At 66.2% G+C, this 26,069-nt stretch carries 19 protein-coding genes and 2 riboswitches; of the genes, 14 read left to right on the plus strand and 5 right to left on the minus strand.

Going from position 1 to position 26,069, the window contains the following annotated elements; genetic code table 11:
* Nucleotides 1-63: 63 nt before the first annotated feature.
* Entirely contained in the window at nucleotides 64-3,774 is a 3,711-nt protein-coding gene (gene metH, locus BLS75_RS00585) for a methionine synthase (protein ID WP_072449944.1), read from the minus strand.
* A gap of 154 nt (nucleotides 3,775-3,928) precedes the next feature.
* Here metH and BLS75_RS00590 point away from each other — a divergent pair, with 154 nt between their 5' ends.
* Together BLS75_RS00590 and nfuA are read left to right on the plus strand one after the other, a co-directional pair.
* Nucleotides 3,929-6,220: a fatty acid cis/trans isomerase gene (locus tag BLS75_RS00590; protein ID WP_053152490.1), complete on the plus strand. Its 2,292-nt coding sequence runs from the start codon at nucleotides 3,929-3,931 to the stop codon at nucleotides 6,218-6,220.
* 142 nt (nucleotides 6,221-6,362) lie between these two features.
* Entirely contained in the window at nucleotides 6,363-6,947 is a 585-nt protein-coding gene (gene nfuA, locus BLS75_RS00595) for a Fe-S biogenesis protein NfuA (RefSeq protein WP_011061936.1), read from the plus strand.
* 173 nt (nucleotides 6,948-7,120) lie between these two features.
* On the opposite strand, the gene cobM is transcribed toward nfuA, so the two are convergent.
* From cobM to BLS75_RS00615, 4 genes are all read right to left on the minus strand, one after another.
* On the minus strand, nucleotides 7,121-7,867 hold the full coding sequence (cobM, locus tag BLS75_RS00600) for a precorrin-4 C(11)-methyltransferase (protein ID WP_015636081.1): 747 nt from the start codon (nucleotides 7,865-7,867) through the stop codon (nucleotides 7,121-7,123).
* An 82-nt stretch (nucleotides 7,868-7,949) separates the two neighbouring features.
* On the minus strand, nucleotides 7,950-8,363 hold the full coding sequence (locus tag BLS75_RS00605; protein WP_072449945.1) for a cobalamin biosynthesis protein: 414 nt from the start codon (nucleotides 8,361-8,363) through the stop codon (nucleotides 7,950-7,952).
* Complete coding sequence (locus tag BLS75_RS00610) at nucleotides 8,360-9,061, minus strand: CbtA family protein (RefSeq protein ID WP_019094336.1); 702 nt, start codon at nucleotides 9,059-9,061, stop codon at nucleotides 8,360-8,362. The genes BLS75_RS00605 and BLS75_RS00610 overlap by 4 nt, the downstream gene beginning before the upstream one ends.
* 11 nt (nucleotides 9,062-9,072) lie before the next feature.
* Entirely contained in the window at nucleotides 9,073-9,261 is a 189-nt protein-coding gene (locus tag BLS75_RS00615; protein ID WP_011061932.1) for a CbtB domain-containing protein, read from the minus strand.
* 95 nt (nucleotides 9,262-9,356) lie between these two features.
* Nucleotides 9,357-9,583: riboswitch (cobalamin riboswitch) on the minus strand.
* 141 nt (nucleotides 9,584-9,724) lie between these two features.
* A riboswitch (cobalamin riboswitch) is annotated at nucleotides 9,725-9,937 on the plus strand.
* 97 nt (nucleotides 9,938-10,034) lie between these two features.
* Here BLS75_RS00615 and cobW point away from each other — a divergent pair.
* The 12 genes from cobW to BLS75_RS00675 all read left to right on the plus strand — a co-directional run bounded on the left by cobW (nucleotide 10,035) and on the right by BLS75_RS00675 (nucleotide 26,066).
* Entirely contained in the window at nucleotides 10,035-11,105 is a 1,071-nt protein-coding gene (gene cobW / locus BLS75_RS00620) for a cobalamin biosynthesis protein CobW (RefSeq protein ID WP_011061931.1), read from the plus strand.
* Nucleotides 11,106-11,108: 3 nt separating this feature from the next.
* Entirely contained in the window at nucleotides 11,109-14,882 is a 3,774-nt protein-coding gene (gene cobN / locus BLS75_RS00625; protein ID WP_072449946.1) for a cobaltochelatase subunit CobN, read from the plus strand.
* Between the two features lie 128 nt (nucleotides 14,883-15,010).
* Nucleotides 15,011-16,018, plus strand: a complete 1,008-nt coding sequence (locus tag BLS75_RS00630) for a magnesium chelatase ATPase subunit I (protein ID WP_072449947.1) — start codon at nucleotides 15,011-15,013, stop codon at nucleotides 16,016-16,018.
* A gap of 53 nt (nucleotides 16,019-16,071) precedes the next feature.
* Nucleotides 16,072-16,668 (plus strand): vWA domain-containing protein, encoded by a 597-nt coding sequence (locus BLS75_RS00635; RefSeq protein ID WP_072449949.1) that lies wholly within the window; start codon nucleotides 16,072-16,074, stop codon nucleotides 16,666-16,668.
* 182 nt (nucleotides 16,669-16,850) lie between these two features.
* Nucleotides 16,851-18,497 (plus strand): phospholipase D-like domain-containing protein, encoded by a 1,647-nt coding sequence (locus BLS75_RS00640; RefSeq protein ID WP_072449951.1) that lies wholly within the window; start codon nucleotides 16,851-16,853, stop codon nucleotides 18,495-18,497.
* An 84-nt stretch (nucleotides 18,498-18,581) separates the two neighbouring features.
* Nucleotides 18,582-19,484, plus strand: a complete 903-nt coding sequence (locus BLS75_RS00645; protein ID WP_072449953.1) for a LysR family transcriptional regulator — start codon at nucleotides 18,582-18,584, stop codon at nucleotides 19,482-19,484.
* A 161-nt stretch (nucleotides 19,485-19,645) separates the two neighbouring features.
* Entirely contained in the window at nucleotides 19,646-20,758 is a 1,113-nt protein-coding gene (locus tag BLS75_RS00650) for a tartrate dehydrogenase (protein WP_011061925.1), read from the plus strand.
* Between the two features lie 4 nt (nucleotides 20,759-20,762).
* Nucleotides 20,763-22,211 (plus strand): aldehyde dehydrogenase family protein, encoded by a 1,449-nt coding sequence (locus BLS75_RS00655; RefSeq protein WP_072449955.1) that lies wholly within the window; start codon nucleotides 20,763-20,765, stop codon nucleotides 22,209-22,211.
* A 48-nt stretch (nucleotides 22,212-22,259) separates the two neighbouring features.
* Nucleotides 22,260-23,018 carry an SDR family oxidoreductase gene (locus BLS75_RS00660; RefSeq protein ID WP_011061923.1) on the plus strand — a complete coding sequence of 253 codons (759 nt, stop codon included), beginning with the start codon at nucleotides 22,260-22,262 and terminating at the stop codon, nucleotides 23,016-23,018.
* Nucleotides 23,019-23,212: 194 nt separating this feature from the next.
* Entirely contained in the window at nucleotides 23,213-24,187 is a 975-nt protein-coding gene (locus tag BLS75_RS00665; RefSeq protein ID WP_053159283.1) for a cyclase family protein, read from the plus strand.
* Nucleotides 24,188-24,268: 81 nt separating this feature from the next.
* Nucleotides 24,269-24,781, plus strand: a complete 513-nt coding sequence (locus BLS75_RS00670) for a hypothetical protein (RefSeq protein ID WP_072449957.1) — start codon at nucleotides 24,269-24,271, stop codon at nucleotides 24,779-24,781.
* A gap of 109 nt (nucleotides 24,782-24,890) precedes the next feature.
* Nucleotides 24,891-26,066, plus strand: a complete 1,176-nt coding sequence (locus tag BLS75_RS00675; RefSeq protein ID WP_072449958.1) for an acetyl-CoA acetyltransferase — start codon at nucleotides 24,891-24,893, stop codon at nucleotides 26,064-26,066.
* Nucleotides 26,067-26,069 lie beyond the last annotated feature (3 nt).

The raw sequence follows: 26,069 nt of genomic DNA on the forward strand, positions 1-26,069 counted from the left end.
CTTGCCAGCGAAGAAGCCCCGGGGACCGCCTTCGCCGGCAAACCGGCTCCTGCACAACCTGGGTCAGTTGTCGTAGCCCAGGTTGGGTGCCAGCCAGCGTTCGCTCACGGCCAGGTCCTGGCCCTTGCGTTCGGTGTAGCTCTGGACCTGGTCCTGGTCGATCTTGCCCACGGCGAAGTACTGCGCCTGCGGGTGAGCGAAGTACCAGCCGCTGACGGCGGCCGCCGGGAACATGGCGAAGTGCTCGGTAAGGAACACGCCGCTACGGCCGGCACGGCCTTCGCTGGCCTCGGGGTCGAGCAGGGCGAACAGAGTGCTCTTCTCGGTGTGGTCCGGGCAGGCCGGGTAGCCCGGGGCAGGGCGGATACCGCTGTACTGCTCCTTGATCAGCGCCTCGTTGTCCAGTTGTTCGTCCTTGGCATAACCCCAGTACTCCTTGCGCACCTGCTGGTGCAGCCACTCGGCGCAGGCCTCGGCCAGGCGGTCGGCCAGCGCCTTGACCATGATCGAGTTGTAGTCGTCGCCGGCATCCTGGTAGGCCTTGGCCACTTCTTCGGCGCCGATTCCGGCGGTGGTGATGAAGCCGCCGACGTAGTCGGTGACGCCGCTGTCCTTGGGCGCCACGAAGTCGGCCAGGGAGAAGTTCGGCTTGCCATCGGTCTTGATGATCTGCTGGCGCAGGTGGTGCAGGCGCGCCAGGGGCTGGCCGTCATCGCCGTAGACTTCCAGGTCGTCGTCCTGCACCTGGTTGGCCGGCCAGAAGCCGAACACGGCGCGGGCGCTGATCAGCTTTTCGTTGATCAGCTTGTCGAGCATTTCCCGGGCGTCCTTGTACAGCGCGGTGGCAGCTTCGCCCACCACTTCGTCTTCGAGGATGCGCGGGAACTTGCCGGCCAGGTCCCAGGAGATGAAGAACGGCGTCCAGTCGATGTATTCGGCCAGCACCTTGAGGTCGATGTTGTCCAGCACCCGGGCGCCGGTGAAGGTCGGTTTGACCGGCTGGTAGCTGCTCCAGTCGAACTGCGGCTTCTTGGCGATGGCCGCCGGGTAGCTCAGGCGCTCGGTGCGGGCGCTGCGGTTGGCGGTGCGCTCGCGCACTTCCACGTATTCCTCGCGGGTCTTCTGTACGAAGCCGGCCTTGAGCTCCTTGGACAGCAGCTGGGTGGCCACGCCCACCGCGCGCGAGGCGTCGGTGACGTAGACCACCGCGTCATTACTGTATTTAGGCTCGATCTTCACCGCGGTGTGGGCCTTGGAGGTGGTGGCGCCACCGATCATCAGCGGCAGGTGGAAATCCTGGCGCTGCATCTCGCGGGCGACGTGGACCATCTCGTCCAGGGACGGGGTGATCAGCCCGGACAGGCCGATGATGTCGCACTTGTGCTCCTTGGCCACCTGCAGGATCTTCTCCGCCGGCACCATCACCCCGAGGTCGACGATGTCGTAGCCGTTGCAGCCCAGGACCACGCCGACGATGTTCTTGCCGATGTCGTGCACGTCGCCCTTGACCGTGGCCATGAGGATCTTGCCCTTGGCTTCCGGCTTGTCGCCTTTTTCCAACTCGATGAAGGGAATCAGGTGGGCCACCGCCTGTTTCATGACCCGGGCGGATTTAACCACCTGGGGCAGGAACATCTTGCCGGCGCCGAACAGGTCGCCGACCACGTTCATGCCGGACATCAGCGGGCCTTCGATCACCTCGATCGGGCGGCTGAAGCTCTGGCGCGACTCTTCTGTGTCTTCGACGATATGGGTGGTGATGCCCTTGACCAGCGCGTGTTCCAGGCGCTTGTTGACTTCCCAGCTACGCCATTCCTCGGTTTCCGCTTCCTTGACGCTACCGTCGCCCTTGAACTGGTCGGCGATGGCCAGCAGCGCGTCGGTGCCGTTGGGCGTGCGGTTGAGCACCACGTCTTCCACGGCGTCGCGCAGCTGTTGCGGGATCTGGTCGTAGATCTCCAGCTGGCCGGCGTTGACGATGCCCATGGTCAGGCCGTTGCGGATCGCGTACAGCAGGAACACCGAGTGGATCGCTTCACGCACCGGGTTGTTGCCGCGGAACGAGAACGACACGTTGGACACACCGCCGGAGCTCAGGGCATAGGGCAGCTCGTCGCGGATATAGGCGCAGGCGTTGATGAAATCAACGGCGTAGTTGTTGTGTTCCTCGATGCCGGTGGCCACGGCGAAGATGTTCGGGTCGAAGATGATGTCTTCCGGCGGGAAGCCCACTTCATTGACCAGGATGTCGTAGGAGCGCTTGCAGATTTCCTTCTTGCGCGCCTCGGTATCGGCCTGGCCGACCTCGTCGAAGGCCATCACCACCACGGCGGCGCCGTAGCGTTTGCACAGCTTGGCGTGGTGAATGAACTGCTCGACGCCTTCCTTCATGCTGATGGAGTTGACGATGCCCTTGCCCTGGATGCACTTGAGGCCGGCTTCGATCACTTCCCACTTGGAGGAGTCGATCATGATCGGCACGCGGGAGATGTCCGGCTCGCCGGCAATCAGATTGAGGAAGGTGACCATGGCCTTCTTCGAATCCAGCATCCCCTCGTCCATGTTGATGTCGATCACCTGGGCGCCGGCCTCCACCTGCTGCAGGGCGACCTCCAGGGCCTCGGTGTAGTTGTCCTCGCGGATCAGCCGGGCGAACTTGGCCGAGCCGGTGATGTTGGTGCGCTCGCCGACGTTCACGAACAGCGAGTTGCGATCGATGGTGAAGGGCTCCAGGCCCGACAGGCGGCAGGCCTTGGGGATGTCCGGGATCTGTCGCGGGGCATAACCGGCCACGGCCTTGGCGATGGCGCCGATATGCCCCGGGGTGGTGCCGCAGCAGCCGCCGACGATATTGAGGAAGCCGCTCTGGGCGAACTCTTCGATGACCTTGGCGGTTTGTTCCGGCAACTCGTCGTACTCGCCGAACTCGTTCGGCAGGCCGGCGTTGGGGTGCGCCGAGACGTGGGTGCTGGCCTTGTTCGACAGCTCTTCCAGATAGGGGCGCAGCTCGCTGGCGCCCAGGGCGCAGTTCAGGCCCACCGAGATCGGCTTGGCATGGGCCACGGAGTTCCAGAAGGCTTCGGTGGTCTGGCCGGAGAGGGTGCGCCCGGAAGCATCGGTGATGGTCCCGGAAATCATGATCGGCAGTTCGAAGCCCAACTCCTCGAACACGCCCTGCACGGCGAAGATCGCGGCCTTGGCGTTCAAGGTGTCGAAGATGGTCTCGATCAGGATCAGGTCGGCACCGCCTTCGATCAGGCCCTTGGTGGCCTCGGTGTAGTTTTCCACCAGTTCATCGAAGGTGACGTTGCGGTAGCCGGGGTTGTTGACGTCCGGCGACAGCGAGCAGGTGCGGCTGGTCGGGCCCAGGACGCCAGCGACGAAACGTGGCTTGTCCGGGGTCTCGAGGGTTTTCGCGTCCGCCACCTTGCGCGCCAGGCGGGCGCCTTCTACGTTCAATTCGTAGACCAGTTCTTCCATGCCGTAGTCGGCCTGGGACACTTGGGTGGCGTTGAAGGTATTGGTCTCGAGGATGTCGGCACCGGCATCCAGGTAGGCTTTTTCGATGGCGCCGATCACGTCCGGGCGGGTCAGCACCAACAGGTCGTTGTTGCCCTTGACGTCGCTGGGCCAGTCGGCGAAGCGCTTGCCACGGTAGTCATGCTCTTCGAGCTTGTAGCTCTGGATCATGGTGCCCATGCCGCCATCGAGAATCAGAATGCGCTCTTTGAGGGCTTGCTGGAGGGCGTGGAGGCGAGCACTGCGATCAGACATGAGAACTACCTGGTAAGGCCATTGCGAAGGGCGGCGATCATAGCAAACCTGCATGGTTTTGCGGCATGCGTGGTTTTTGCATGAATATCGTTCATGTTGGTCGAGGGGTGAGACCGGTAGAATCGCGGCGTTTTTTTCTTTCGGGACCAGGGACATGCCGTTTCGTTTTATCGTCAGCAGCGCGCTGCTGCTTCTGAGTTCAGTGTGCCTGGCACAAGGTCCGGCGCCGGCGATTTCCTATACCCGCGACATCCAGCCGATCTTTACCGAGAAATGCGTGGCCTGTCATGCCTGTTACGACTCCGCCTGTCAGCTCAACCTGGGCAGTGGTGAAGGGGCCAGCCGCGGTGCTTCGAAGATTCCGGTGTACGACGGCGAGCGCAGCAAGGCCCAAGCGCCTACGCGGCTGTTCTATGACGCCACCGGCCAGCGTGCCTGGCAGCAGAAGGGCTTCTATTCGGTGCTTGACGCCCAAGGCAGCCAGGCGGCGCTGATGGCCCGCATGCTGGAACTGGGCCATCGCACCCCGCTGCAACCCAACGCCAAGTTGCCCAGCGAGATCGCCCTGGGCCTGAGCCGCGAGAACATGTGCCCGCAGCCGGCGGAGTTCGACGCCTATGCCGGGGCTCACCCCAAGGAAGGCATGCCCCTGGCGGTCACCGGCCTGACCGATCAGCAATACCTGACCCTGCAACGCTGGCTGGCCTCGGGCGCGCCCATCGACGAGCAAGGCCTGGCCCCCAGTGCCCGGGAAAGCCTGCAAGTGGCTCAGTGGGAAAACCTGCTCAACGCCCCTGGCGCCCGCGAGAGCCTGGTGGCGCGCTGGCTCTACGAACACTTGTTCCTCGCCCATCTCTATTTTGAAGGCGGCGAGCCGGGGCATTTCTTCCAGTGGGTGCGTTCCCGTACCCCCAGTGGCCAGCCCATCGACCTGATCAACACCCGTCGCCCCAACGACGACCCGGGCACCCAGGTGTACTACCGCCTGTGGCCGGTGCAAGGGGTGATCGTGCACAAGACCCATATCACCTACCCGCTGAGCGCGGCGAAGATGGCCCGGGTCAAGACCCTGTTCTACAGCGGCGACTGGCAGGTCACGGCCCTGCCGGGCTACGGGCCGGCGCGCCGGGCCAATCCGTTCGAGACCTTCGAGGCGATTCCGGCCAAGGCCCGCTACCAGTTCATGCTGGATAACGCCGAATACTTCGTGCGCACCTTTATCCGTGGCCCGGTCTGCCGCGGGCAGATCGCCACCGACGTGATCCGCGACAACTTCTGGGCGCTGTTCCAGGCCCCCGAACATGACCTGTACATCACCGACCCGGCCTATCGCGGCCAGGCCACGCCGTTGCTGGCCATGCCCGGGCAGAACGACGACGTGGGCAGCGTGCTCAGCCTGTGGCTGGCCTATCGCGACAAGCGCAACGAGTACGAGGCCCTGCGCCGCGATTCCTATGCCGATTCGCCGGCGCCCAGCTGGTCGACCCTGTGGGCCGGCAACGACAACGCGCTGCTGAGCATCTTCCGCCACTTCGACAGCGCCTCGGTGACCAAGGGCCTGATCGGCGAAGTGCCACAGACGATGTGGCTGTTCGACTACCCGCTGCTGGAGCGCACCTACTATCAATTGGCGGTGAACTTCGACGTGTTCGGCAACGTCTCCCACCAGGCCCAGACCCGGTTGTACTTCGACCTGATCCGCAATGGCGCGGAGCAGAACTTCCTGCGCCTGATGCCCGCCGGCACCCGCGAGGATTTCCTCGACGATTGGTACCAGAACAGCGGCAAGTTCAAGATGTGGCTGGATTACGAGTCCATCGACGACGACAAGCGCAGCGCGCTGAAGCTCGACCTCAAGGACCCGAAAAAGGACTTCGCCAACCAGCTGCTGGCCCGCTATGGCGACCTCAACGCCAAGCCGGATCCGATCAACCGCTGTGACAGCGCCTACTGCTCACGCCCGAACATCGACCCGGCGCTGCAGGATGCCGAGCAGGCCCTGAGCCGCCTGGCATCGCGCCCGGCGGCGGGCCTCAAGGTCATCGAGCAGTTGCCGGAGGCGACCTTGCTGCGTGTCCAGACCGCCAGCGGCAAGCGCGAGTTCTACAGCATGCTGCGCAACCGCGCCCACAGCAACGTGGCCTTCATGCTCGGCGAGTCGCTGCGCTACCAGCCGGGGCTGGACACCCTGACCATATTCCCGGGGATTCTCAGCAGCTATCCGAACTTCATGTTCAACGTACCGGCCGGGCAAGTGCCGGAGTTCGTCGACGCCATGCAGGCGGCCCGGGACGCCGCCAGCTTCGAGAAGATCGTCGAGCGCTGGGGCATCCGCCGCAGCCATCCGCAGTTCTGGCAGTACTTCCATGACCAGACCCGCTACCTGCAGGAAACCGACCCGGTGGAAGCCGGGGTCCTGGACATGAACCGTTACGAAAACCTCTGACATAGAGCTGTCATCGCCCCCGGACTGCGCCTTGGCGCGGCCCGGGGACGCTCTATACCAAAGTCTATCCCGACAAAAATACTAGGACTTTGTCAGCGGCTTGGATTGGCGTAAACTGCGCCCACGTCTGCGAGGAACCACCATGAGCGCCATAACCATTACCGACGCCGCCCACGATTATCTGGCTGATCTGCTATCCAAGCAGAACACCCCGGGGATTGGCATCCGCATCTTCATCACCCAGCCAGGGACTCAGTACGCCGAGACCTGCATCGCCTATTGCAAGCCGGGCGAAGAGAAACCCGAAGACAAGGCCTTGGGCCTCAAAAGCTTCACCGCCTACATCGACGCCTTCAGCGAAGGTTTCCTCGATGATGCGGTGGTCGACTACGCCACCGACCGCATGGGCGGCCAGCTGACCATCAAGGCGCCCAACGCCAAGGTGCCGATGGTCAATGCCGACAGCCCGGTCAACGAGCGCATCAACTACTACCTGCAAACCGAGATCAACCCGGGGCTGGCCAGCCACGGCGGCCAGGTCAGCCTGATCGACGTGGTCGAGGACGGCATTGCCGTGTTGCAGTTCGGCGGCGGTTGCCAGGGCTGCGGCCAGGCCGACGTGACCTTGAAGGAAGGCATCGAGCGCACCCTGCTCGAGCGCATTCCGGAGCTCAAGGGCGTACGTGACGTCACCGACCACACGCAGAAAGAAAACGCCTACTACTAAGGCGTTCGCTGCGACTTGAAAAAACGGCGCCCCGTGAGCGCCGTTTTTTTATGCCCCCAAGCCAGCTCCCCCCAAAAGCCTCCGTAGGAGCCGGCTTGCCGGCGAAAGGGCGCTAGAGCCTTGCACCAATTCCCAGATCGCCTTCGCTGGCAAGCCAGCTCCCGCAAAGGGGGTCAAGGGCGGTAGAGGTGGGCGTGCCCGGCGCGGTACAGCGACGATTCGCTGAATGCATCCGTGGCCAGCACCCGGCCCACCAGGATCAGTGCCGTGCGCCGAAAACCCTTGGCCGCCACCTGGTCGACGATGTCCGCCAGGGTTCCCAGGGCCCAGTCCTGATCCGGCCAGGTGGCGCGGTGCACCACTGCAATCGGGCAGTCTGCGCCGTAGTGGGGCAGCAACTCGGCAACGATCTTCGGCAGGTGATTGACCCCCAGGTGAATGGCCATGGTGGCGCCGTGGGCCGCCAGGCTGGCGAAATCCTCGCCGGCAGGCATCGCGGTCTTGTCCGCGTAGCGGGTAAGAATCACGCTTTGGGAGACGTCCGGCAGGGTCAGTTCGGCCCCCAGCAGCGCAGCGCAGGCGGCGGTGGCGGTGACCCCGGGGATGATCTCGAAGGGGATGCCCAGCTCCCGCAGGCAGCGGATCTGCTCGCCGATGGCGCCATACAGGCTCGGGTCGCCGGAATGTACCCGGGCCACGTCCTGGCCCCGGGCATGGGCCTGCTTGATGGCCTCGATGATCTGCTCCAGGTGCAGTTCGGCGCTATTGATCACCCGCTCCGCGCGGTGCCCGTCGAGCACTGCCTGGGGGACCAGGGAGCCGGCGTAGATGATCACCGGGCAACGATGGATCAGGCGCTGGCCCTTGACGGTGATCAGTTCCGGGTCGCCGGGGCCGGCGCCGATGAAATAGACAGTCATGGCTGTGTCCTGTGAAAAAAGGTCGGGAGCCGTGCTTCAGATGAAGATTGCTCATGATCGAAGGTGGGGATTATCGGGGATTCTACCGGGCGGCGACCAATGCCAGGGTGGCCTGGGCGTATTTTTGCCGGGGAACAAGCAGTGTGGCCGGGCCGGGTGACAGCTGTTCGGCCAGGGCCAGGGCAGCACTTTCGGCCACGCCGTAGCAGCCGGTACGTTCGAAGGCGATCTGTGAACGGTGGCTCAGGCGCAGGGCAAAGGGGGCGAGCTGGCCGCTGCTGAAACAGGTCAGCGGCAGTTGCAGTTGCTCCGCCAGTTGCAGCAGGCCGGGTTCGTCGCGCTTGAGGTCGATGCTGGCCAGGGCCAGGACCTGCCGGGCCTGCCACTGGTGCGCCGCCAGGACCTGGTCGAGCAAGGCGCGCAGCGTGGTCACCGGGCAGCCTTTCTGGCAGCCCAGGCCGACCACCAGGGTCGGCGCTGCGCTCACTTCGATCATGCCGAGTACTGGCCCGCGCTCTTGCGCCGGAACAACCAGGCGCTGATCAGCCCGAGGGCCAGCCAGAAGGCCGCATTGGTCAGCTGCGAGGCGATCTTGAATTGCGCTTCCAGTTCTTCCGGGGCCAGCATCGAATGCACTTCCGGCTGCGGCGCGCCGATCACGTGGGGTACGGCGATGATGGCCGCGCCCAGGATCTTCAGCAGCCAGTTGCGGGCGAACACGATCAGGGCAATGCCCACAGCGGTGGAGGCGGCGGTGCCGACCCACCAGATCTGCCGCTGTGCCAGGTCGGCTGCGGCGGTGCCCGGCAGTTCCGGCGGCAGGCCCAGGGTCGGCGCCAGGCAGAAGGTGGCATAGCCGGCCAGGCCCCAGAGCAGTCCCTGGGACGTGCGGTTCGGCGCGCGCAGGGTGTAGAGGCCGGCCAGCATCAGGGCGAAGCCCACGGCCACCACCAGGTTGCCTCCGGTGGTGGACAGCACGCGTTGCCAGCCGTCTTCCGGCTCCCAGGCTTCGGCATCGTGGCTGTGGGCGGCCATGGCGCCTTCGGCGTGCTCATGGACTTCGGCCGCGGGGGCCTTTTCATAGGTTTCCGCCTGCAGGATCAGCGGGGCGACCCAGAAGCTTTGCAGCAGGGTCAGCAGCAGGGCGGCCAAGAGGCCGGTGAAACCTGCGGTTTGCGCGATACGCTTGATCATGTCGGCAGGTCTCAATGGCAAGGGAAGGCGGCGCTGTGGCGGGTGTCGTGGGCCGCGTTGTGCACCGCCTCGATGTGGGAGAAACCGGCGAAGTACACCAGGCACGCGCCGAGGATCGAGGCGCCGATGGCGGCCACCAGGCGCTGGCTCAGGGTGGAGGTCGTGCTGGCGGAGTGGCTGGTGCTGCTGATGATCGACATGGCGCTTCCCTCTGGAGTGTCAGCGGGGTAGAGGCGCAGGAAAACCCCGCGTGATGGCCACGCAGGGTTTGCAACAGCGCCCGCCCACCGCGGGTTGTTATGTAAGTGTTGCGGGCCGGTCTCCGGGCTTGCGAGGGGCAGGGCTGTGTCATGCCGTACCGGCAAGTGTCGCCTTCCCATGCCTTGGCACAGTGGATCTGACACTTCGCTCGCTTACCGTTGCGGGGGCAGCACCGGACTGGCCACGGCTTTTTAGTTAAGCACGTGATTCACCGGTTTCCCGTTTCACCCTGTAAAGGGCACCCGTAACAAGGTGTGTAGGAGATCATGGGCGGGGCAGGGGCGTCAATTGCCGTGACCGCTGCGCAGGTGTGCGCCGCGCTGGTGCAAGGTTCAATGGCTCTTTCGCCGGCAAGCCGGCTGCTACGGGCGCATTGTCGATTGACCGTCCCCCTGGCTCTGCGTAGCCTTGCGCTTTCGAGGTTCTTCGGCCACGGGTCGAAGCTAAGAAGGGAACGCGGTCGATGCCGCGGCTGCCCCCGCAACTGTGAAGGGTTCGATTGCTGCAAGGCCACTGCATGGGCGTCGACGACGCCGGTGGGAAGGCGCAGCAATCGCCGGTCCGACGACTGGCAAGCCCTCAGCCAGGAGACCTGCCTCGATCCAAGATTCTCACTACAACCGGGCGGGGTGATCCGGTGGCGAAATCTCCGCGCGCCTGGCGTTGCGGTTCTCGTCCCGTTTGCCCGCCTCCTTTTGCCAAAGGGCATCCGATGAAAACACTGGCCAAACTTCCCGTCACCATCGTCACCGGCTTCCTCGGCTCGGGCAAAACCACCCTGTTGCGGCACATGCTGGACAATGCCCAGGGCCGGCGCATTGCGGTGATCGTCAACGAATTCGGCGAGCTGGGCATCGACGGCGAAATCCTCAAGCAATGCGCCATCGGCTGCACCGAGGAAGAGGCCAGCGGCCGAGTCTACGAGCTGGCCAACGGTTGCCTGTGCTGCACCGTGCAGGAGGAGTTCTTCCCGGTGATGCGCGAACTGGTGGCGCGCCGTGGCGACCTGGACCACATCCTCATCGAGACCTCCGGCCTGGCGCTGCCCAAGCCTCTGGTCCAGGCCTTCCAGTGGCCGGAAATCCGCAGTGCCTGCACCGTCGATGCGGTGATCACCGTGGTCGACAGCCCGGCTGTGGCCGCCGGCACCTTCGCCGCCTTCCCCGATCAAGTGGACGCCCAGCGCAAGCTCGACCCCAACCTGGACCACGAATCGCCGCTGCATGAGCTGTTCGCCGACCAGCTGTCCAGCGCCGACCTGGTGATCCTCAACAAGACCGACCTGATCAGCCCCGAAGACCTGGCCAAGGTGCGCCTGGAAGTGGCCGAGGAGCTGCCGCCGGCGGTCAAGGTCATCGAAGCCAGCAGCGGTCGCCTGCCCCTGGATGTGCTGCTGGGCCTGGGTGCCGGTTCCGAGGAACACATCGACGGCCGCCACAGCCATCACGACCATCACCATGACGGCGATGACGATCACGACGACCACGATCACGACGCCTTCGATTCCATCTCCATCGAGCTGCCCCAGGCCGACGAAAGCCTGCTGCTGGACGCCCTGACCCAACTGGTGGTCAAGCACGGCATCCTGCGGGTCAAGGGTTTTGCCGCGATCCCCAACAAGCCGATGCGTTTGCTGATCCAGGGCGTGGGCACGCGCTTCGACAAGCACTTCGACCGCAAGTGGGGCGCCGACGAGGCCCGTACCACGCGTCTGGTGCTGATCGGCCAGGAACTGGACGCCGCCCAGCTCGAAGCGCAACTGCGCGCCGCCCTCAGCGTCTAAGCCATGCACCTGCTCAGGACCCAGCCCGGCGGTTTCGTGTCGGATGACAACATTGCCGACCTGGGACAAACCCCCGCCGAGCTGGTGATCCTGTGCAGCGGCGATTCCAGCCTGGCGCTGCTGGCGGACGCCGCCGAGCAATTGCCCGAGGACTACCCCAGCTTTCGCCTGGCCAATCCGATGCAGGTGCAGAACCACGCCTCGGTGGATCTGTATGTGGACCAGGTGCTGCGCCACGCCAAGGTCATCCTGATTTCCCTGCACGGTGGCATCGCCTACTGGCGCTACGGCGTCGAGCAGTTGGTGGAGCTGTCCAGGCGCGGGGTGCAGTTGATCCTGGTGCCGGGGGACGACCGCCCGGACCCGGAACTCAGCGACTTGAGCACGGTGGCTGCCGGCGAACGCGACCGCCTGTGGCAGTTTTTGCGCCAGGGCGGGCGCGACAACGCGCTGAATTTCTACCGCTGCCTGGCCAGCGGCCTGTTGGGGCGCGACTACCCCTGGAGCGAACCGCAGGCACTGCCACGCACGGCGATCTACCACCCGCACAAAAGCCAGGCTGCCCTCAGTGACTGGCAGGCCGACTGGCAGCCGGGGCAAGCCGTGGCGGCGCTGCTGTTCTACCGCTCCCACCTGCAGGCGGCCAACACCGGATTTATCGACCTGTTCTGCCAGCGCTTGCTGGCGGCGGGCCTCAACCCCTTGCCGATAGCGGTGGCCAGCCTCAAGGAGCCCGGCTGCCTGAGCCAGGTGGAAGACTGGCTGGATGAAACCGCGGCCGGGGTGATCCTCAATACCACCGGCTTTGCCCAGTCCAGCCCCGAAGCCCCGCACCTGCGGCCGTTCCGCCGCAATATCCCGGTGATCCAGGCGATCTGCGCCCAGGACAACGAACCGGGCTGGCGTGACAGTGAGCAAGGCCTGGGGCCGCGGGACCTGGCCATGCACATCGCCTTGCCGGAACTGGACGGGCGCATCATCAGCCGGCCCATCAGCTTCAAGGACCTGGCCTGGCGCAGCGAGCGCAGCCAGTCGGACGTGGTCTGCTATCGCGGCCAGCCCGAACGCATGGATTTCGTCGCCGAACTGGCCCGGCGCTGGGTCGAACTGGGGCGCCTGGACAACGGCCACAAGCGCGTGGCCCTGGTACTGGCCAACTACCCGACCCGGGACGGGCGCATCGGCAACGGCGTGGGCCTGGACACCCCGGCAGCGGCGCTGAACATCCTCAAGGCACTGCACGCCGAAGGCTATCCGCTGCCGGCCGAACTGCCCGCCAGCGGCACCGAGTTGATCCAGCAGTTGCTGGGCGGGGTCAGCAACGACCTGGACAGCCTGGACCAGCGCCCCTGCCAGCAAAGCCTGGCCATGGCCGACTACCTGACGCTGTTCCAGGCCCTGCCCGAAGCCAACCGCCAAGCGGTGCTGGCGCGCTGGGGCACACCGCAGCAAGACCCGATGTGCCGCGACGGGCGGATGATGATCGCCGGCCTGCGCTTTGGCCTGACCTTCGTCGGTATCCAGCCGGCCCGGGGTTACCAGGTGGACCCCAGCGCGGTCTACCACGACCCGGACCTGGTGCCGCCCCATGGCTACCTGGCGTTCTACTTCTGGCTGCGCCAGGCCTACGGCGCCCACGCGCTGATCCATGTCGGCAAGCACGGCAACCTGGAATGGCTACCGGGCAAGGGCGTGGGGCTTTCCGAGCAATGCTGGCCGGATGCGCTGCTGGGGCCGTTGCCGAACATCTACCCCTTTATCGTCAACGACCCGGGGGAGGGCGCCCAGGCCAAGCGCCGCACCCAGGCGGTGATCATCGATCACCTGATGCCGCCCCTGACCCGCGCCGAGACCTATGGCCCGCTGCGCAACCTGGAACTGCTGGCGGACGAATACTACGAAGCCCAGTTGCTGGACCCGCGCCGGGCCCGGGAGCTGCAGCGAGACATCCTCAAGCTGGTGCGCGAGACCCATATCGACCGCGAGCTGCAACTGGGCGAACAGCTCGACAGCGACGCCGACGCCGCGCTCTGGCTGCCGCGCCTGGACACCTACCTGTGCGACCTCAAGGAATCGCAGATCCGCGATGGCCTGCACCTGTTCGGCGAGTCCCCCGAGGGGCGCTTGCGCATCGACACCCTGCTGGCCCTACTACGCATTCCCCGGGGCGACGGCAAGGGCGCGCATGCCAGCCTGCTACGGGCCCTGGCCAAGGCTTTCGGCCTGGGCTTCGACCCCCTGGACTGTGCCCTGTCCGAGCCCTGGACCGGGCGCCGCCCGCCCGTGCTGCAACAGTTGAGCGAGGCGCTGTGGCGCACCGCCGGTGACGTTCGCGAGCGCCTGGAGCTCTACGCCGCCGGGTTGATCGAAGCGGCGCTGCAAGGGCCCGTCCCACAGCTGGACGAACCCGGCTGGGAGCCGGTGCAGAGCATCATCGACGGCCTGCGCGAGGTGGTAGCACCGCGTCTGGACGCCTGTGGCCCGGAGGAAATGCGCGGCCTGCTGGACGCCCTGAACGGGCGTTTCGTGCCTGCCGGCCCTAGTGGCGCGCCTAGCCGCGGGCGCCTGGACGTGCTGCCCACCGGGCGCAACTTCTACTCGGTGGACGTGCGCAACCTGCCCACCACCACCGCCTGGCGCATCGGTTTCCAGTCGGCCAACCTGATTCTCGAACGCCACTTGCAGGATCACGGCGACCACCTGCTGCAATTGGGCCTGTCGGTCTGGGGCACCGCCACCATGCGCACCGGCGGTGATGACATCGCCCAGGCCATGGCCCTGATGGGGGTACGCCCGGTGTGGGCCACCGGCAGCCAGCGGGTCGATGACTTCGAGATCCTGCCCCTGAGCCTGCTGGACCGGCCGCGGGTCGATGTGACCCTGCGGGTTTCCGGGTTCTTCCGCGATGCCTTCGCCAACCTGATCCGCCTGTTCGATGCGGCGGTGCAGGCGGTAGCGGCTCTCGATGAACCCGAGGACTTGAACCCGCTGGCGGCCAGGGTGCGTGCCGAGCGCGCGGCCCTGGAGGCGTCGGGGCTGGATGCCGACGCCGCCGCGCGCCAGGCCGGCTGGCGGATCTTCGGCGCCAAGCCGGGGGCCTATGGCGCCGGGGTCCAGGGCGCCATCGACGGCCGCCTGTGGCAGAGCCGCGAGGACCTGGCCGAGGTCTACCTGAACTGGGGTGGCTACGCCTATGGTGGCAGCGACGAAGGCACTGCCGCCCGCGAGCAGTTCGCCTCCCGCCTGAGTCAAGTGCAGGCGGTGCTGCAGAATCAGGACAACCGCGAGCACGACCTGCTCGATTCCAACGACTACTACCAGTTCCAGGGCGGCATGCTGGCGGCGGTGGAAAGCCTCAGCGGCGCCAAGGCCTCCAGCTACCACGGCGACCACAGCCAGCCGGACCTGCCGAAGATCCGCACGCTCAAGGAAGAACTGAATCGGGTGATCCGTTCCCGCGCGGCCAACCCGAAGTGGATCGAAGGGGTCAAGCGCCATGGCTACAAGGGCGCCTTTGAAATGGCCGCGACCCTGGACAACCTGTTCGCCTTCGACGCCACCACCGAGCTGATCGACGATCACCAGTACGCCTTACTGGCCGATGCCTATCTGCTCGATGGCTCGACCCGCGAGTTCGTCCGCCAGCATAATCCCCACGCCCTGCGGGACATGACCGAGCGCCTGCTGGAAGCTCAGCAGCGTGGCCTGTGGCAAGAGCCCGGCGATTATCGTGAAGCCCTGGAACACCTGCTGCTGGATATAGAAGAAGATTCCTGAGGCGGCGAGTGCTGCGCACTCGATCGCCAGCAAGCTCGCTCCTACAGGGCTGGCATTGCCGTTGTAGGAGCGAGCTTGCTCGCGAAAGCGTCCTGTGGGACACCCCCCGACCCAAGCGAGACCCTGACATGAGCGACACCCCACATTTCCCACTGTCCGCCGTGGTCGGCGCCGAAGCACTGAAACTGGCCCTGTGCCTGACCGCCATCGACCCGAAGATCGGCGGTGTGCTGATCGAAGGCCCACGGGGCATGGCCAAGTCGACCCTGGCCCGGGGCCTGGCGGACCTCCTGGCCAGCGGGCAGTTCGTCACCTTGCCCCTGGGCGCCACCGAAGAGCGTCTGGTGGGCACCCTGGACCTGGACGCCGCCCTGGGCCAGGGCCGGGCGCAGTTTTCTCCGGGGGTGCTGGCCAAGGCCGACGGCGGCGTGCTCTACGTCGATGAAGTCAACCTGCTGCCCGATCACCTGGTGGACCTGCTGCTGGACGTGGCCGCCAGCGGCACCAACCTGATCGAGCGCGACGGCATTTCCCATCGCCATTCGGCGAAGTTCGTGCTGATTGGCACCATGAACCCGGAAGAGGGCGAACTGCGCCCGCAACTGCTGGACCGCTTCGGCCTCAACGTCGCCCTCAGCGGCCAGCCCGCGCCTCAGGAGCGCGGGCAGATCATCCGCCGCCGCCTGGATTTCGATAGCGATCCCCAGGGCTTCTGTGCCCAGTGGGCCGAACCCCAGGCGGCATTGCGCGAGCGCTGCCAGCGGGCGCGGGCCGCGCTGGCCAGCATCCCGCTGGACGACCAGGCCCTGGCGCTGATTACCGAGCGCTGCTTTGCTGCTGCCGTGGACGGCCTGCGCGCCGACCTGGTCTGGCTGCGCGCGGCCCGCGCCCATGCCGCCTGGCGTGGCGCCCCGGCGATTGCCGAGGAGGATATCGACGCCGTGGCCGAGTTCGCCTTGCGCCACCGGCGGCGGGAGACACCGCCCAGCGCGCCACAGTCCGGGCAACGCCCCCAGGCACCGGCGTCAGCCAACGCCAACCCCAGCGAAGGCCAGGGCCAATGGGGCGAAATGCCGGCCCAGGCCCTGCCCACCGGCGCCCGTCGTGAAGTGCCCAGCTGGCCAAAAAAGCCCTAGGCATCCGCCCCCGCACTGACCGGGGGGCGGATGCCAAGCCCCGGGCGGGGCACCTGGATCACGGCCGGCAAGGCAAAAACCGCGAGGCCAGCGCCGGTTCGGTCAACTGGCCCGGCACCTTGCTCAAAGGCCGTCCACGGTTGCGTGCAGACCTGCTGTTTCGCTTGCGCAGCCGCTCGCCCCATGAGCTGTGGCTGGTGATCGTCGACGCGTCGGCCTCGACCCGCCGGCACAGCGCCCTGAGCGATGCCAAGGGCCTGCTGGCGCAACTGTTCGACGACGCCTACCGCCAGCGTGCACGCCTGGCCCTGCTCACTGCCAGCGGCCGTGCGCCGAGCTGGCAGGTCCAGGGCCTGAAGGCCTCCAGGGACCTGCGGCACTGGCTCGACGGCCTGGGTGCCGGCGGCGGCACGCCCTTGCCCCAAGCCCTGAACGAAGCGGCCCAGTGGCTGGAACAACGCCAACGGCGCCTGCCGGCGGAGCAGCAGCGCGTGCTGCTGATCACCGATGGCCGGCTGAAGAACCTGCCACCGCCCAGGCCCCTGAACTGCCCGACCTTGCTGCTCGACATCGAACGAGGCCCGATCCGCCTGGGCCGCGCCCGCGAACTGGCGACTCGGCTCAACGCTGTCTACCAGCATATCGACTGACTACCTCCCCGACACACCGCACATCCCCCGTAGGAGCTGGCTTGCCAGCGAAAGCGTCCGGCCTGGCGGTGCAAGTCTTCAAGGGCCTCTTCGCCGGCAAGCCGGCTCCTACAGGGTTTTGCCTTGGCATGCCGGAGCGGGAAGCGGCTACGCTTTGCGCTGTCTTTCACAGGAGTGACTTCATGCGGGTACTGGTGCGTAACGACAAGGACGATTTCCGGGTCAAGGCCTATGCCGGAACCAACGGGGTGCTGCTGGCCATGGACCTGGATGCGTCGCGGCGCCAGGGCCTGTTGGGTTTTGCCATCGAAAAACAGACCGGCAGCAAGCCCTGGCTGTTTCTGTTCAACAGCCTGACCTTCCCCGGCAAGGCCCATACCTTCCCCCAGTACAACGCCACCCCCAGCGATCAGGCGCCCCTGCAGAAATTCCGCTGGGCCGACTACGCAGTCAACCCCGGCGCCACCCTCAACTACCGGGTGCACCTGGCCTATGGCAGCCCGGACGCGCCGCAACTGGGCGAGTCCCTGCAGTTGAGCATCACTGCCGACAACGGCCAGCCTCCTGGCCAGCGGGTGATCTTCAACCGTGCGGTGGCTGCCAGCCAGGCGTTCTCGCGCAAGTTTCCCGAACTCGATGCGTTGCTCAGCGCCAACAAGAACCTGCCCATCGAAAAATGGCCGGACGCGCCCCGCCAGTGGCTGGAAAACGGCCTGCTGGAGGCGCTGCTGGGGTTCATTCAGCGCGCCACGGACGCCAGCTGGAGCCTGGACATCGCCATCTACGAGTACCAGTTGCAGGCGATCATCGATGCCGTCAACGCGGCCTTCGACCGCGGCGTACAGGTGCGGGTGCTGTACCACGCCGCCCCCGGCGATGCCGACACCACGATGAACCAGGCCAGCCTGCAGCACCTGCCCGAGGCCAATAAGCGCGGGCGGGTGACCCACGCGATCTTCCACGACAAGTTCATCGTCCTCGGTCGCCTCGGCGCCAACGGCCAGCGCCAGCCCCAGTCGGTGCTGTGCGGCAGCACCAACTTCACCGCCAATGGTGTCTACCGTCAGGCCAACGTGTTGCACAGCCTCGACCACGTGGACATCGCCACGCGCTACCTGGAGGTGTTCGAGCAGGTCTGGGCGACGCCGGCGGATGTCGGCGCCACGCGCACGTGGCTGACCCGGAACAACCCCATGCAGCCGCAGGCGCCGCTGTTCGCCGGGTTTTCCCCGCGCAGCGGCCAGGGCGACCTCGCGGAGTTCGTCGATATCATCAACGGCGCCCGCCGCGACCTGCTGTTCGTCACCGCCTTCGCCTTGCCCGACAGCATTCTCGATGCCTTGCTCGGTCAGCCCCACGACGATGTGCTGCGCTACGGCCTGCAGAACACCGCCAGCCGCATCACCGGTTTTCACGCCGACCGCACGGCCGAGTTCGCCGCCACCGCCTTGCTCAACAATGGCCTGGAGGGCTGGCTCAAGGAGGGGCTCAAAGGCCAGAAGGGCAACCTGCTGGTGCACACCAAGGCCATCGTCACCGACTTCACCAGCGAGGCGCCGGTGATCATCAGCGGCAGTCACAACCTCAGCGTCGGCGCGAGCCAGAGCAATGACGAGAACTTCCTGATCATCCGCGGCGACACCGACCTGGCGGACCGCTACGGCCTGGAGCTGCTGCGGTTCTACGAACACTACCGCTTCCGCTACTTCGTCAGGCAACTGGCCCTCAAGCAGGTCCAGCCCCTGGCGGTGGACGACAGCTGGAGCAACGCCTACTACCTGGAAGGGGATCTGCGCCAGCTGTCGCGGCTGCGTTTTTCCGGGCGCTGACCGGGGCTGCGAGCAGCCGCCACAAGGTTGGACAGGGCGCGCCCGACTGGGTAGTTTTCACGGACCGCGCACAAGGACCCTGCCATGGCCCCGGACCTGACCTCCATCGAGCTGTTTCTCAAGGCCCTGACCCTGGGCAACCTGTCCCGGGCCGCCGAGCAGTCGCACCTGTCGCTGTCCGCCGCGAGCCGGCGCCTGTCGCTCCTGGAGCAGCATTTCAAGGTGGCGCTGCTGACCCGCACCTCCACCGGGGTATTGCCGACGGCGGCGGGGCAGGCCCTGGCCGAACACGCCCGCTCGCTGTTGCGGGCGGTGGATGTGATGCACGCCGACCTGGCCGACTTCGCCAAGGGCGCCACCGGCCGGGTCAGCCTGTACGCCAACAGTTCGGCCATGAGCCAGGAACTGCCCCGGCAATTGACCCAGTGGAGCGACCTGCACCCGGGCATTCGCGTGGACATCCGCGAGGAGCGCAGCCGCGAGATCCTCCTGGCGGTGCGTGACGGCGTGGCCGATGTGGGCATCGTCACCACCCGGCCACGGGGCCAGGACCTGTATTTCATCCCTTATTGCCGCGACCGGTTGTGCCTGATCGTGCCCCAGGACCACCCGTTCAAGATGAGCCGCGCGCGCTTTCAGGACCTGTTGGGCTATGACTTCGTCGGCCTGGAGGACAACGCCGCGATCACTCCCCTGATCAGCGAGGCGGCCGCGGCGGTGAGCATGCCCTTGCGCCTGCGGGTGCAGGTGCGCAGCTTCGAGGCCGTGTGCCGGCTGATCGCCGCAGGGCAGGGCGTGGGGGTGCTGCCCCAGGGTGCGGTGCAGATCTTTCGCAAGGAGATGGCCTTGCGTTTTATCGAAATCGACGACCCCTGGGCCGACCGCCAGATGTACCTCTGCCGGCGCCAGGAACAGCCGTCCCTGGCCAGCCGCGAGCTGTTCGACTACCTGGCCGGTTGCGAGCAGGCCGCGGCAGCCGCGGGCTAGCCGTCGGTCATAGCAGGACTCTTCCCGCGTGCCTTCGAATTTTGCGAAGGCGGTTTCCATAATGAGCAATTCCCACTGACCCCGCGCTGTGGCCAGAATGGGCTCGCCCGTGCGCTTGACCTGCCTCCATAACAACAACACGTCAGACCAGGAGAGACGGCTTGTCCAGGATCAATCCCGCTGTAAAACCTCCCCATCGCATCGCGGTGATCGCCGGTGATGGCATCGGCCGCGAAGTGGTCCCCGAAGGCCTGCGTGTGCTGGAAGCCGTCAGCCGGCGCTTCGGCATCGCCTTGCAATTCGATCATTTCAACTGGTGCAGCGAGCACTACCAGGCCCATGGCAGCATGATGCCCGACGACTGGGCGCAGCAGATCGGTGGCCACGAGGCGATCTTCTTCGGCGCCGTGGGCGCGCCGGACATCGTGCCCGACCATATTGCGGTCTGGGATTCGCTGCTGAAGATCCGCCGCCAGTTCGACCAGTACGTGAACATCCGCCCGGTGCGGCTGATGCCCGGGGTGCCGTGCCCGCTGGCCGGGCGGGCGCCGGGGGACATCGATTTCATCGTGGTGCGGGAAAACACCGAGGGCGAGTATTCCAGCGTCGGCGGGCGCATGTGGGAGGGCACCCCGCGGGAGATTGCCCTGCAGGAGTCGGTGTTTTCCCGCCATGGTGTGGACCGGGTGGTGAACTACGCCTTCGAACTCGCCAGCCGCCGGCCCCGGCGCAACCTGGTGGCGGCCACCAAGTCCAACGGCATCGCCATCACCATGCCGTTCTGGGACGAACGGGTGGAGGCGCTGGCCCAGGCCTACCCTCAGGTCGCGACCCGCAAGTTCCACATCGACATTCTCTGCGCGCACTTCGTCCAGCACCCGGACTGGTTCGACGTGGTGGTGGCCTCCAACCTGTTCGGCGACATCCTCTCCGACCTGGGCCCGGCTTGCACCGGCACCATCGGCATTGCGCCCTCGGCCAACCTCAACCCGGAGCGCCTGTACCCCTCGCTGTTCGAGCCGGTGCATGGTTCGGCGCCGGATATCGCCGGTCTCGGCGTGGCCAACCCCATCGGCCAGATCTGGTCGGCGGCCCTGATGATCGAACACCTGGGGCAGGGCGATGAACTTTACCAGCGGGCCGCGGCGGCGATTGTCGAAAGCATCGAGACGGTGCTCGCCGAAGGGCCGCGCACCCGGGAAATGGGCGGCAATGCCAGTACCGTGGAAGTCGGGCGGGCGATTGCCGAGTGTCTGGCTGGAAACAGGAGCTGAACAGATGACCCTCGAACACTACATCGACAACCAATGGCAAGCCTCATCCTGGGCCGAAGACATTCCGGTGCAGGACCCCAGCACCGGCATCAGCTACGCGCGGATCGCCCGGGGCACCGCCGACGATATCGACCTGGCGGTGCAGGCCGCGCAACGGGCCCTGGGGGACAATTTCGACGGCTCCTGGGGCAGCCTCTCGGCCCTGGAGCGCGGGCGTCTGCTGGCGCGCTTGAGTCATGCAGTGCTGGAGCACCACGAAGAGCTGGCGCAGATCGAAGCCCGGGACACCGGCAAGGCACTCAAGGTGGCCCGCGCCGACGCCACCGCCCTGGCGCGCTATTTCGAGTACTACGCCGGGGCCGCCGACAAGCTCCACGGCGAGACCTTGCCCTATCAGGCCGGCTACACCGTGCTCACGGTGCGCGAGCCCCATGGCGTTACCGGGCACATCATTCCCTGGAACTACCCGATGCAGATCTTCGGCCGCAGCGTCGGCGCCGCTTTGGCGGCGGGCAATGCCTGCGTGGTCAAGCCCGCCGAGGACGCCAGCCTGTCGCTGCTGCGGCTGGCGGAGCTGGCGGCCCAGGTCGGCTTCCCGGCGGGCAGCCTGAATGTGGTCAGCGGCTATGGCCACGAAGCCGGTGCCGCGTTGTGCGCCCATCCTGGCGTCGCGCATATCTCTTTCACCGGCTCCACCGGCACCGGCGCCCTGGTGGCCAAGGCGGCGGCCGAACGGCATTGCCCGGTAACCCTGGAGCTGGGCGGCAAGTCGCCGCAGATCGTCTTCGCCGATGCCGATGTGGAGCGGGCGCTGCCCGTGCTGATCAACGCCATCGTGCAGAACTGCGGCCAGACCTGTTCCGCCGGCAGCCGCCTGCTGGTGCAGCGCAGCCTGTATGAACCGCTGCTGGAACGCCTGGCCCAGTGCTTTGGCCAACTGCGCGCCGGGCCCTCGGAGCTGGACCTGGACATGGGCCCGCTGATCAACCAGAAACAGCTGCGCCAGGTCCGGGAGTTCGTCCGCGAGGCCGAGGCCGCCGGCATCCCGGTGGCGGCCCGTGGGCAGGTGGTGGCCGAGGCCGGCAGCGGCGGCTACTTCCACGAAGCGGTGCTGTTTCGCGATGTGCCGCCAGACAGTCGCCTGGCCCGGGAGGAAGTGTTCGGCCCGGTGCTGGCGGTGATGCCCTTCGAGGACGAGGCCGACGCCATCCGCCTGGCCAACGACAGCGCCTTCGGCCTGGTGGCCGGGGTCTGGACCCGGGACGGCGCGCGTCAGTTGCGCATGGCCCACAAGCTGCGCTGTGGCCAGGTGTTCATCAACAACTACGGCGCCGGTGGCGGCGTCGAACTGCCCTTCGGCGGGGTCAAGGCCAGTGGTTATGGCCGCGAGAAGGGCTTCGAGGCGCTGCTGGGCTTTACCGCCTTGAAGACCATCGCCATTCGTCACGACTGAGGGCCGCCACTACGGCGGCCAATAACAACAAAAAAAGGAGTCACTAGCATGCGTCTAGCCCATAAAACTGCCATCGTCACCGGCGCCGGTTCCGGCTTTGGTGAAGGCATCGCCAAGACCTTCGCCCAGCAGGGCGCCCGGGTCGTAATCGCCGACATGAACGCCACGGGCGGCCAGCGGGTGGCGCAGGAAATCCGCGATGCCGGCGGCCAGGCCCACTTCATCGAGGTCAACGTGGCCCAGGACGCCAGCGTTGCCGCGCTGCTGCGCAACACCCTGGAGCAATACGGCGGCCTGGACATCGTGGTCAACAACGCCGGCACCACCCACCGCAACCGGCCGATGCTGGAAGTGGACGAGGCCGAGTTCGACCGGGTGTTCGCGGTCAACGTCAAAAGCATTTTCCTCAGCGCCAAGCACTTCGTGCCGCATTTTCGTGGCCAGGGTGGCGGGGTGTTCATCAACATCGCCTCCACGGCGGCGATCCGGCCGCGTCCGGGGCTGGTCTGGTACAACGGCAGCAAGGGCGCGGTGGTGGTGATGAGCAAGACCATGGCCGCCGAGCTGGGGCCGGACAACATCCGCGTCAACTGCGTCAACCCGGTGGTGGGCGCCACGGCCCTGCTCAGTGAATTCATGGGGGTGCCGGACACCCCGGAAAACCGCCAGAAGTTCATGGCCACCATTCCCCTGGGGCGCTTCTCCACCCCCCAGGATGTGGCCAACGCCTGCCTATACCTGGCCTCTGACGAGGCGGCCTTCATCACCGGCACCTGTCTGGAAGTGGATGGTGGACGTTGCGTCTGATGATCTGTAAAACCCTCCAGGCCAGAGCCCCCGGCGCGTGTGATCCGGGCTTCGTGTAGCCGCTGCCGCAGGCTGCGAACGGCCCACAGGGCCGCAAGGTTCCAGAGGGGCGCCGGGGCTTGACGGTTGATCGCCAGGCAAGGCCACGCGAGCATTTTCGCCCGTTTCAACCCAATCAATGGAGTGCATTCGACATGTGTGGGATCGAGAACGACAAGAACCACCCCAATACCCGGCAACTGCTTGAAGGCCTGCCAAAGAACTGGGGCAAGTGGGGCCCGGACGACGAAGTCGGTGCCCTCAACTACCTGCAACAGGCCGAGGTACTGCGGGGCGTGGCCGCCGTGCGCCAGGGCAAGACCTTCACCCTGCAAGTGCAGATCGGCCATCCCGGCGGCGACCCGATGTGGCCGGCACGCAACCCGTCGATGCGTTTCAATACCCTGGACCGCAGCCACTATCAGGCCGGCAAGCAGCCCTCCATGACCGGTGGTGCCGAGTACTGCGACGACGTGATCTTCATGCAGCTGCAGGGCTCGACCCAGTACGACGCCCTGGGCCATGCCTGGTACGACAACCAGCTGTGGAACGGCTACGACGCCAGCAGCACTGTCGGCGGCATGGCCAAGGCCAGTGTGTTGCCGATTGCCGAGCGCGGCGTGGTGGGCCGTGCGGTGCTGATCGACATGGCCCGGCACCGCGGCAAGAAGTACCTGGGGCGCGGCGAGACCTTCAACCATCTGGACCTGCTGGCCGCTGCCCAGGCCCAGGGCGTGGCCATCGAGAAGCGCGACATCCTCATCATCCGCACCGGTTCCATGGGCGCCTTCTACGAGTACGGCAAGACCGAGTTCTTCAAGGACCTGGTGGAACCCGGGCTGACCTACAGCCGGGAACTGGTGGACTGGTTCAACCAGATGGAGATCCCCAATCTGGTCACCGACACCATCGCCAACGAGGTGATCACCGACCCGGTGTCCGGGGTGCAGATTCCCCTGCATTGCGCGCTGATGCGCAACCTGGGGATCGCCTTCACCGAGATCGTGCTGCTTGAAGAACTGGCCGAGGATTGCGCCGCCGATGGCCAGTGGACCTTCCTCTACACCGCCGCGCCGCTGAAGATCGTCGGCGGCAGCGGAGCGCCGGTGAACCCCATCGTCATCAAGTAACCGCTGTTTGCTGGTGGCGAGGCAGGCGCAGGGTTTATCCTGCGCCCCCTCACCAAGACCGATAGGGATCATCGACCGATCATGCATGACGATTCACATTCGCCGGACTGCAGCTGCTGCCTGGATCACGCCAATGCCCATCAGGGCGTGCTCGATACCCTGGGGTTGATGGCCGACCACCCCGAGGCCAGCGAGGACGACATCGTCCAACTGCTGCAGGCGCGTGGCTACTCGGCCATCGCCGCGGAAAAACTCAACGCCTTCGTGCCATCGGCCCTGGCCTGGATCGTGCTCAAGCGCCTGGGGGTGAAACACCTGCCCAACCACTTCATCGCCCTGGATGAGAAGGGTGAGGAGGTCCGGGTTCCAGTGGCCGGCCAGCACTATTTCACCGCCGCGCTGACCCTGGCCTACAACACCTTTGAAAACGGCTGGAGCGAGGTCCTGCCGCGCAAGACCTACGAAATGGTGGCTGGCCGCAGCGCTGAAATGGCCATGGCCAACGAGGCGCTGTATGCCGGGGAATCTTTGCAGGGCTCCACTCTGGAACCCTTGCAGCTGCTGCGCCTGGATGCCCAGGCCGCGCTGACCTGAGCACCTGGCGCAACACTACCTACACTGATGGGCAGTCACCCCGGCCGAGGGCCCTTGCGTATGCGGGCCGCTGGCCGGGACCACCCGCCTTCAGTACAGGAGAACCCCCATGAACCATGAATCCGTTTGCATCGTCGCGGCGGCCCACACCCGCTTTGGCCGCCTCGATGGCAGCCTGGAAGACCTGATTGTCCAGGTCACCCGCGACGTGCTGGTGGACGCCGCCATTGACGCCGGGGCGATCGATGCGCTGTTTCTCGGCCAGTTCAACTCCGGGCTGGTGCCTGATGGTTTTCCCGCGTCCCTGATGCTCCAGGCCGACCCGCAGTTGCGCTTCAAGCCGGCCACCCGCTGCGAAAACGCCTGTGCTTCCGGCTCGGCGGCGATCCAGGCCGGGATCAACGCGATCCGCAGCGGCGCCGCCGAACTGGTGCTGGTGGTGGGGGCGGAAAAGATGACCGGCAACAGCACCGCCGAGGTCACCCGGGCCCTGGCCGGGGCCGGCTACCAGAACGACCCGCAAGAGGCCGGCCTGAGCTTTGCCCAACTGTTCGGCCAAGTGGCCCAGCGCTACACCGAGCGCTACCAGAGCCCCCTGGCTGCCATGGCGGCGATTGCCGTGAAGAACCACGCCAACGCCATGGCCAACCCCCTGGCGCAGATGCATCGGGCCATGGATTTTGCCCACTGCAACAGCGTTTCGCCCGGCAACCCGCTGATCGCCGAGCCCCTGCGCCTGACCGACTGTTCGCTGATCAGCGACGGCGCGGCGGCGATCCTCCTCGCGTCGCCGCGCCGGGCCCGGGAGTTCCGCCGTGAAGTGGCGATCCGCGCCCTGAGCCAGGTGAACGACTTCCTGCCCATGGCGCGCCGCGACGTGCTGGCCTTCGAAGGCCCGCAACTGGCGATCCAGGGCGCCTTGCACGAGGCCGGCCTGGGCCTGGACGACCTGGCGTTGGCCGAAGTCCACGACTGCTTCACCATCGCCGAACTGCTGATCTATGAAGCCATGGGCCTGGCGCCCAAGGGCGAAGGCCATCGAGCCCTGGACGAAGGCTGGGTGAATGCCGACGGACGCCTGCCGGTGAACCTCTCCGGCGGGCTCAAGGCCAAGGGGCATCCGGTGGGCGCCACCGGTGTGTCGATGCATGCCCTGGGCTTTCGCCAGTTGACCGGCGAGCCCATTGGCCTCGCCGCGCGCTCGCCGGAGTTCGGCCTGCTGTTCAACATGGGCGGCATGGCGGTGGCCAACTACGCCTCGGTGTTGCAGGCCGTCAGGGTGTAAGCG

The sequence above is a fragment of the Pseudomonas sp. NFPP12 genome, from assembly GCF_900103205.1.
Classification (GTDB): Bacteria; Pseudomonadota; Gammaproteobacteria; order Pseudomonadales; family Pseudomonadaceae; genus Aquipseudomonas; species Aquipseudomonas protegens.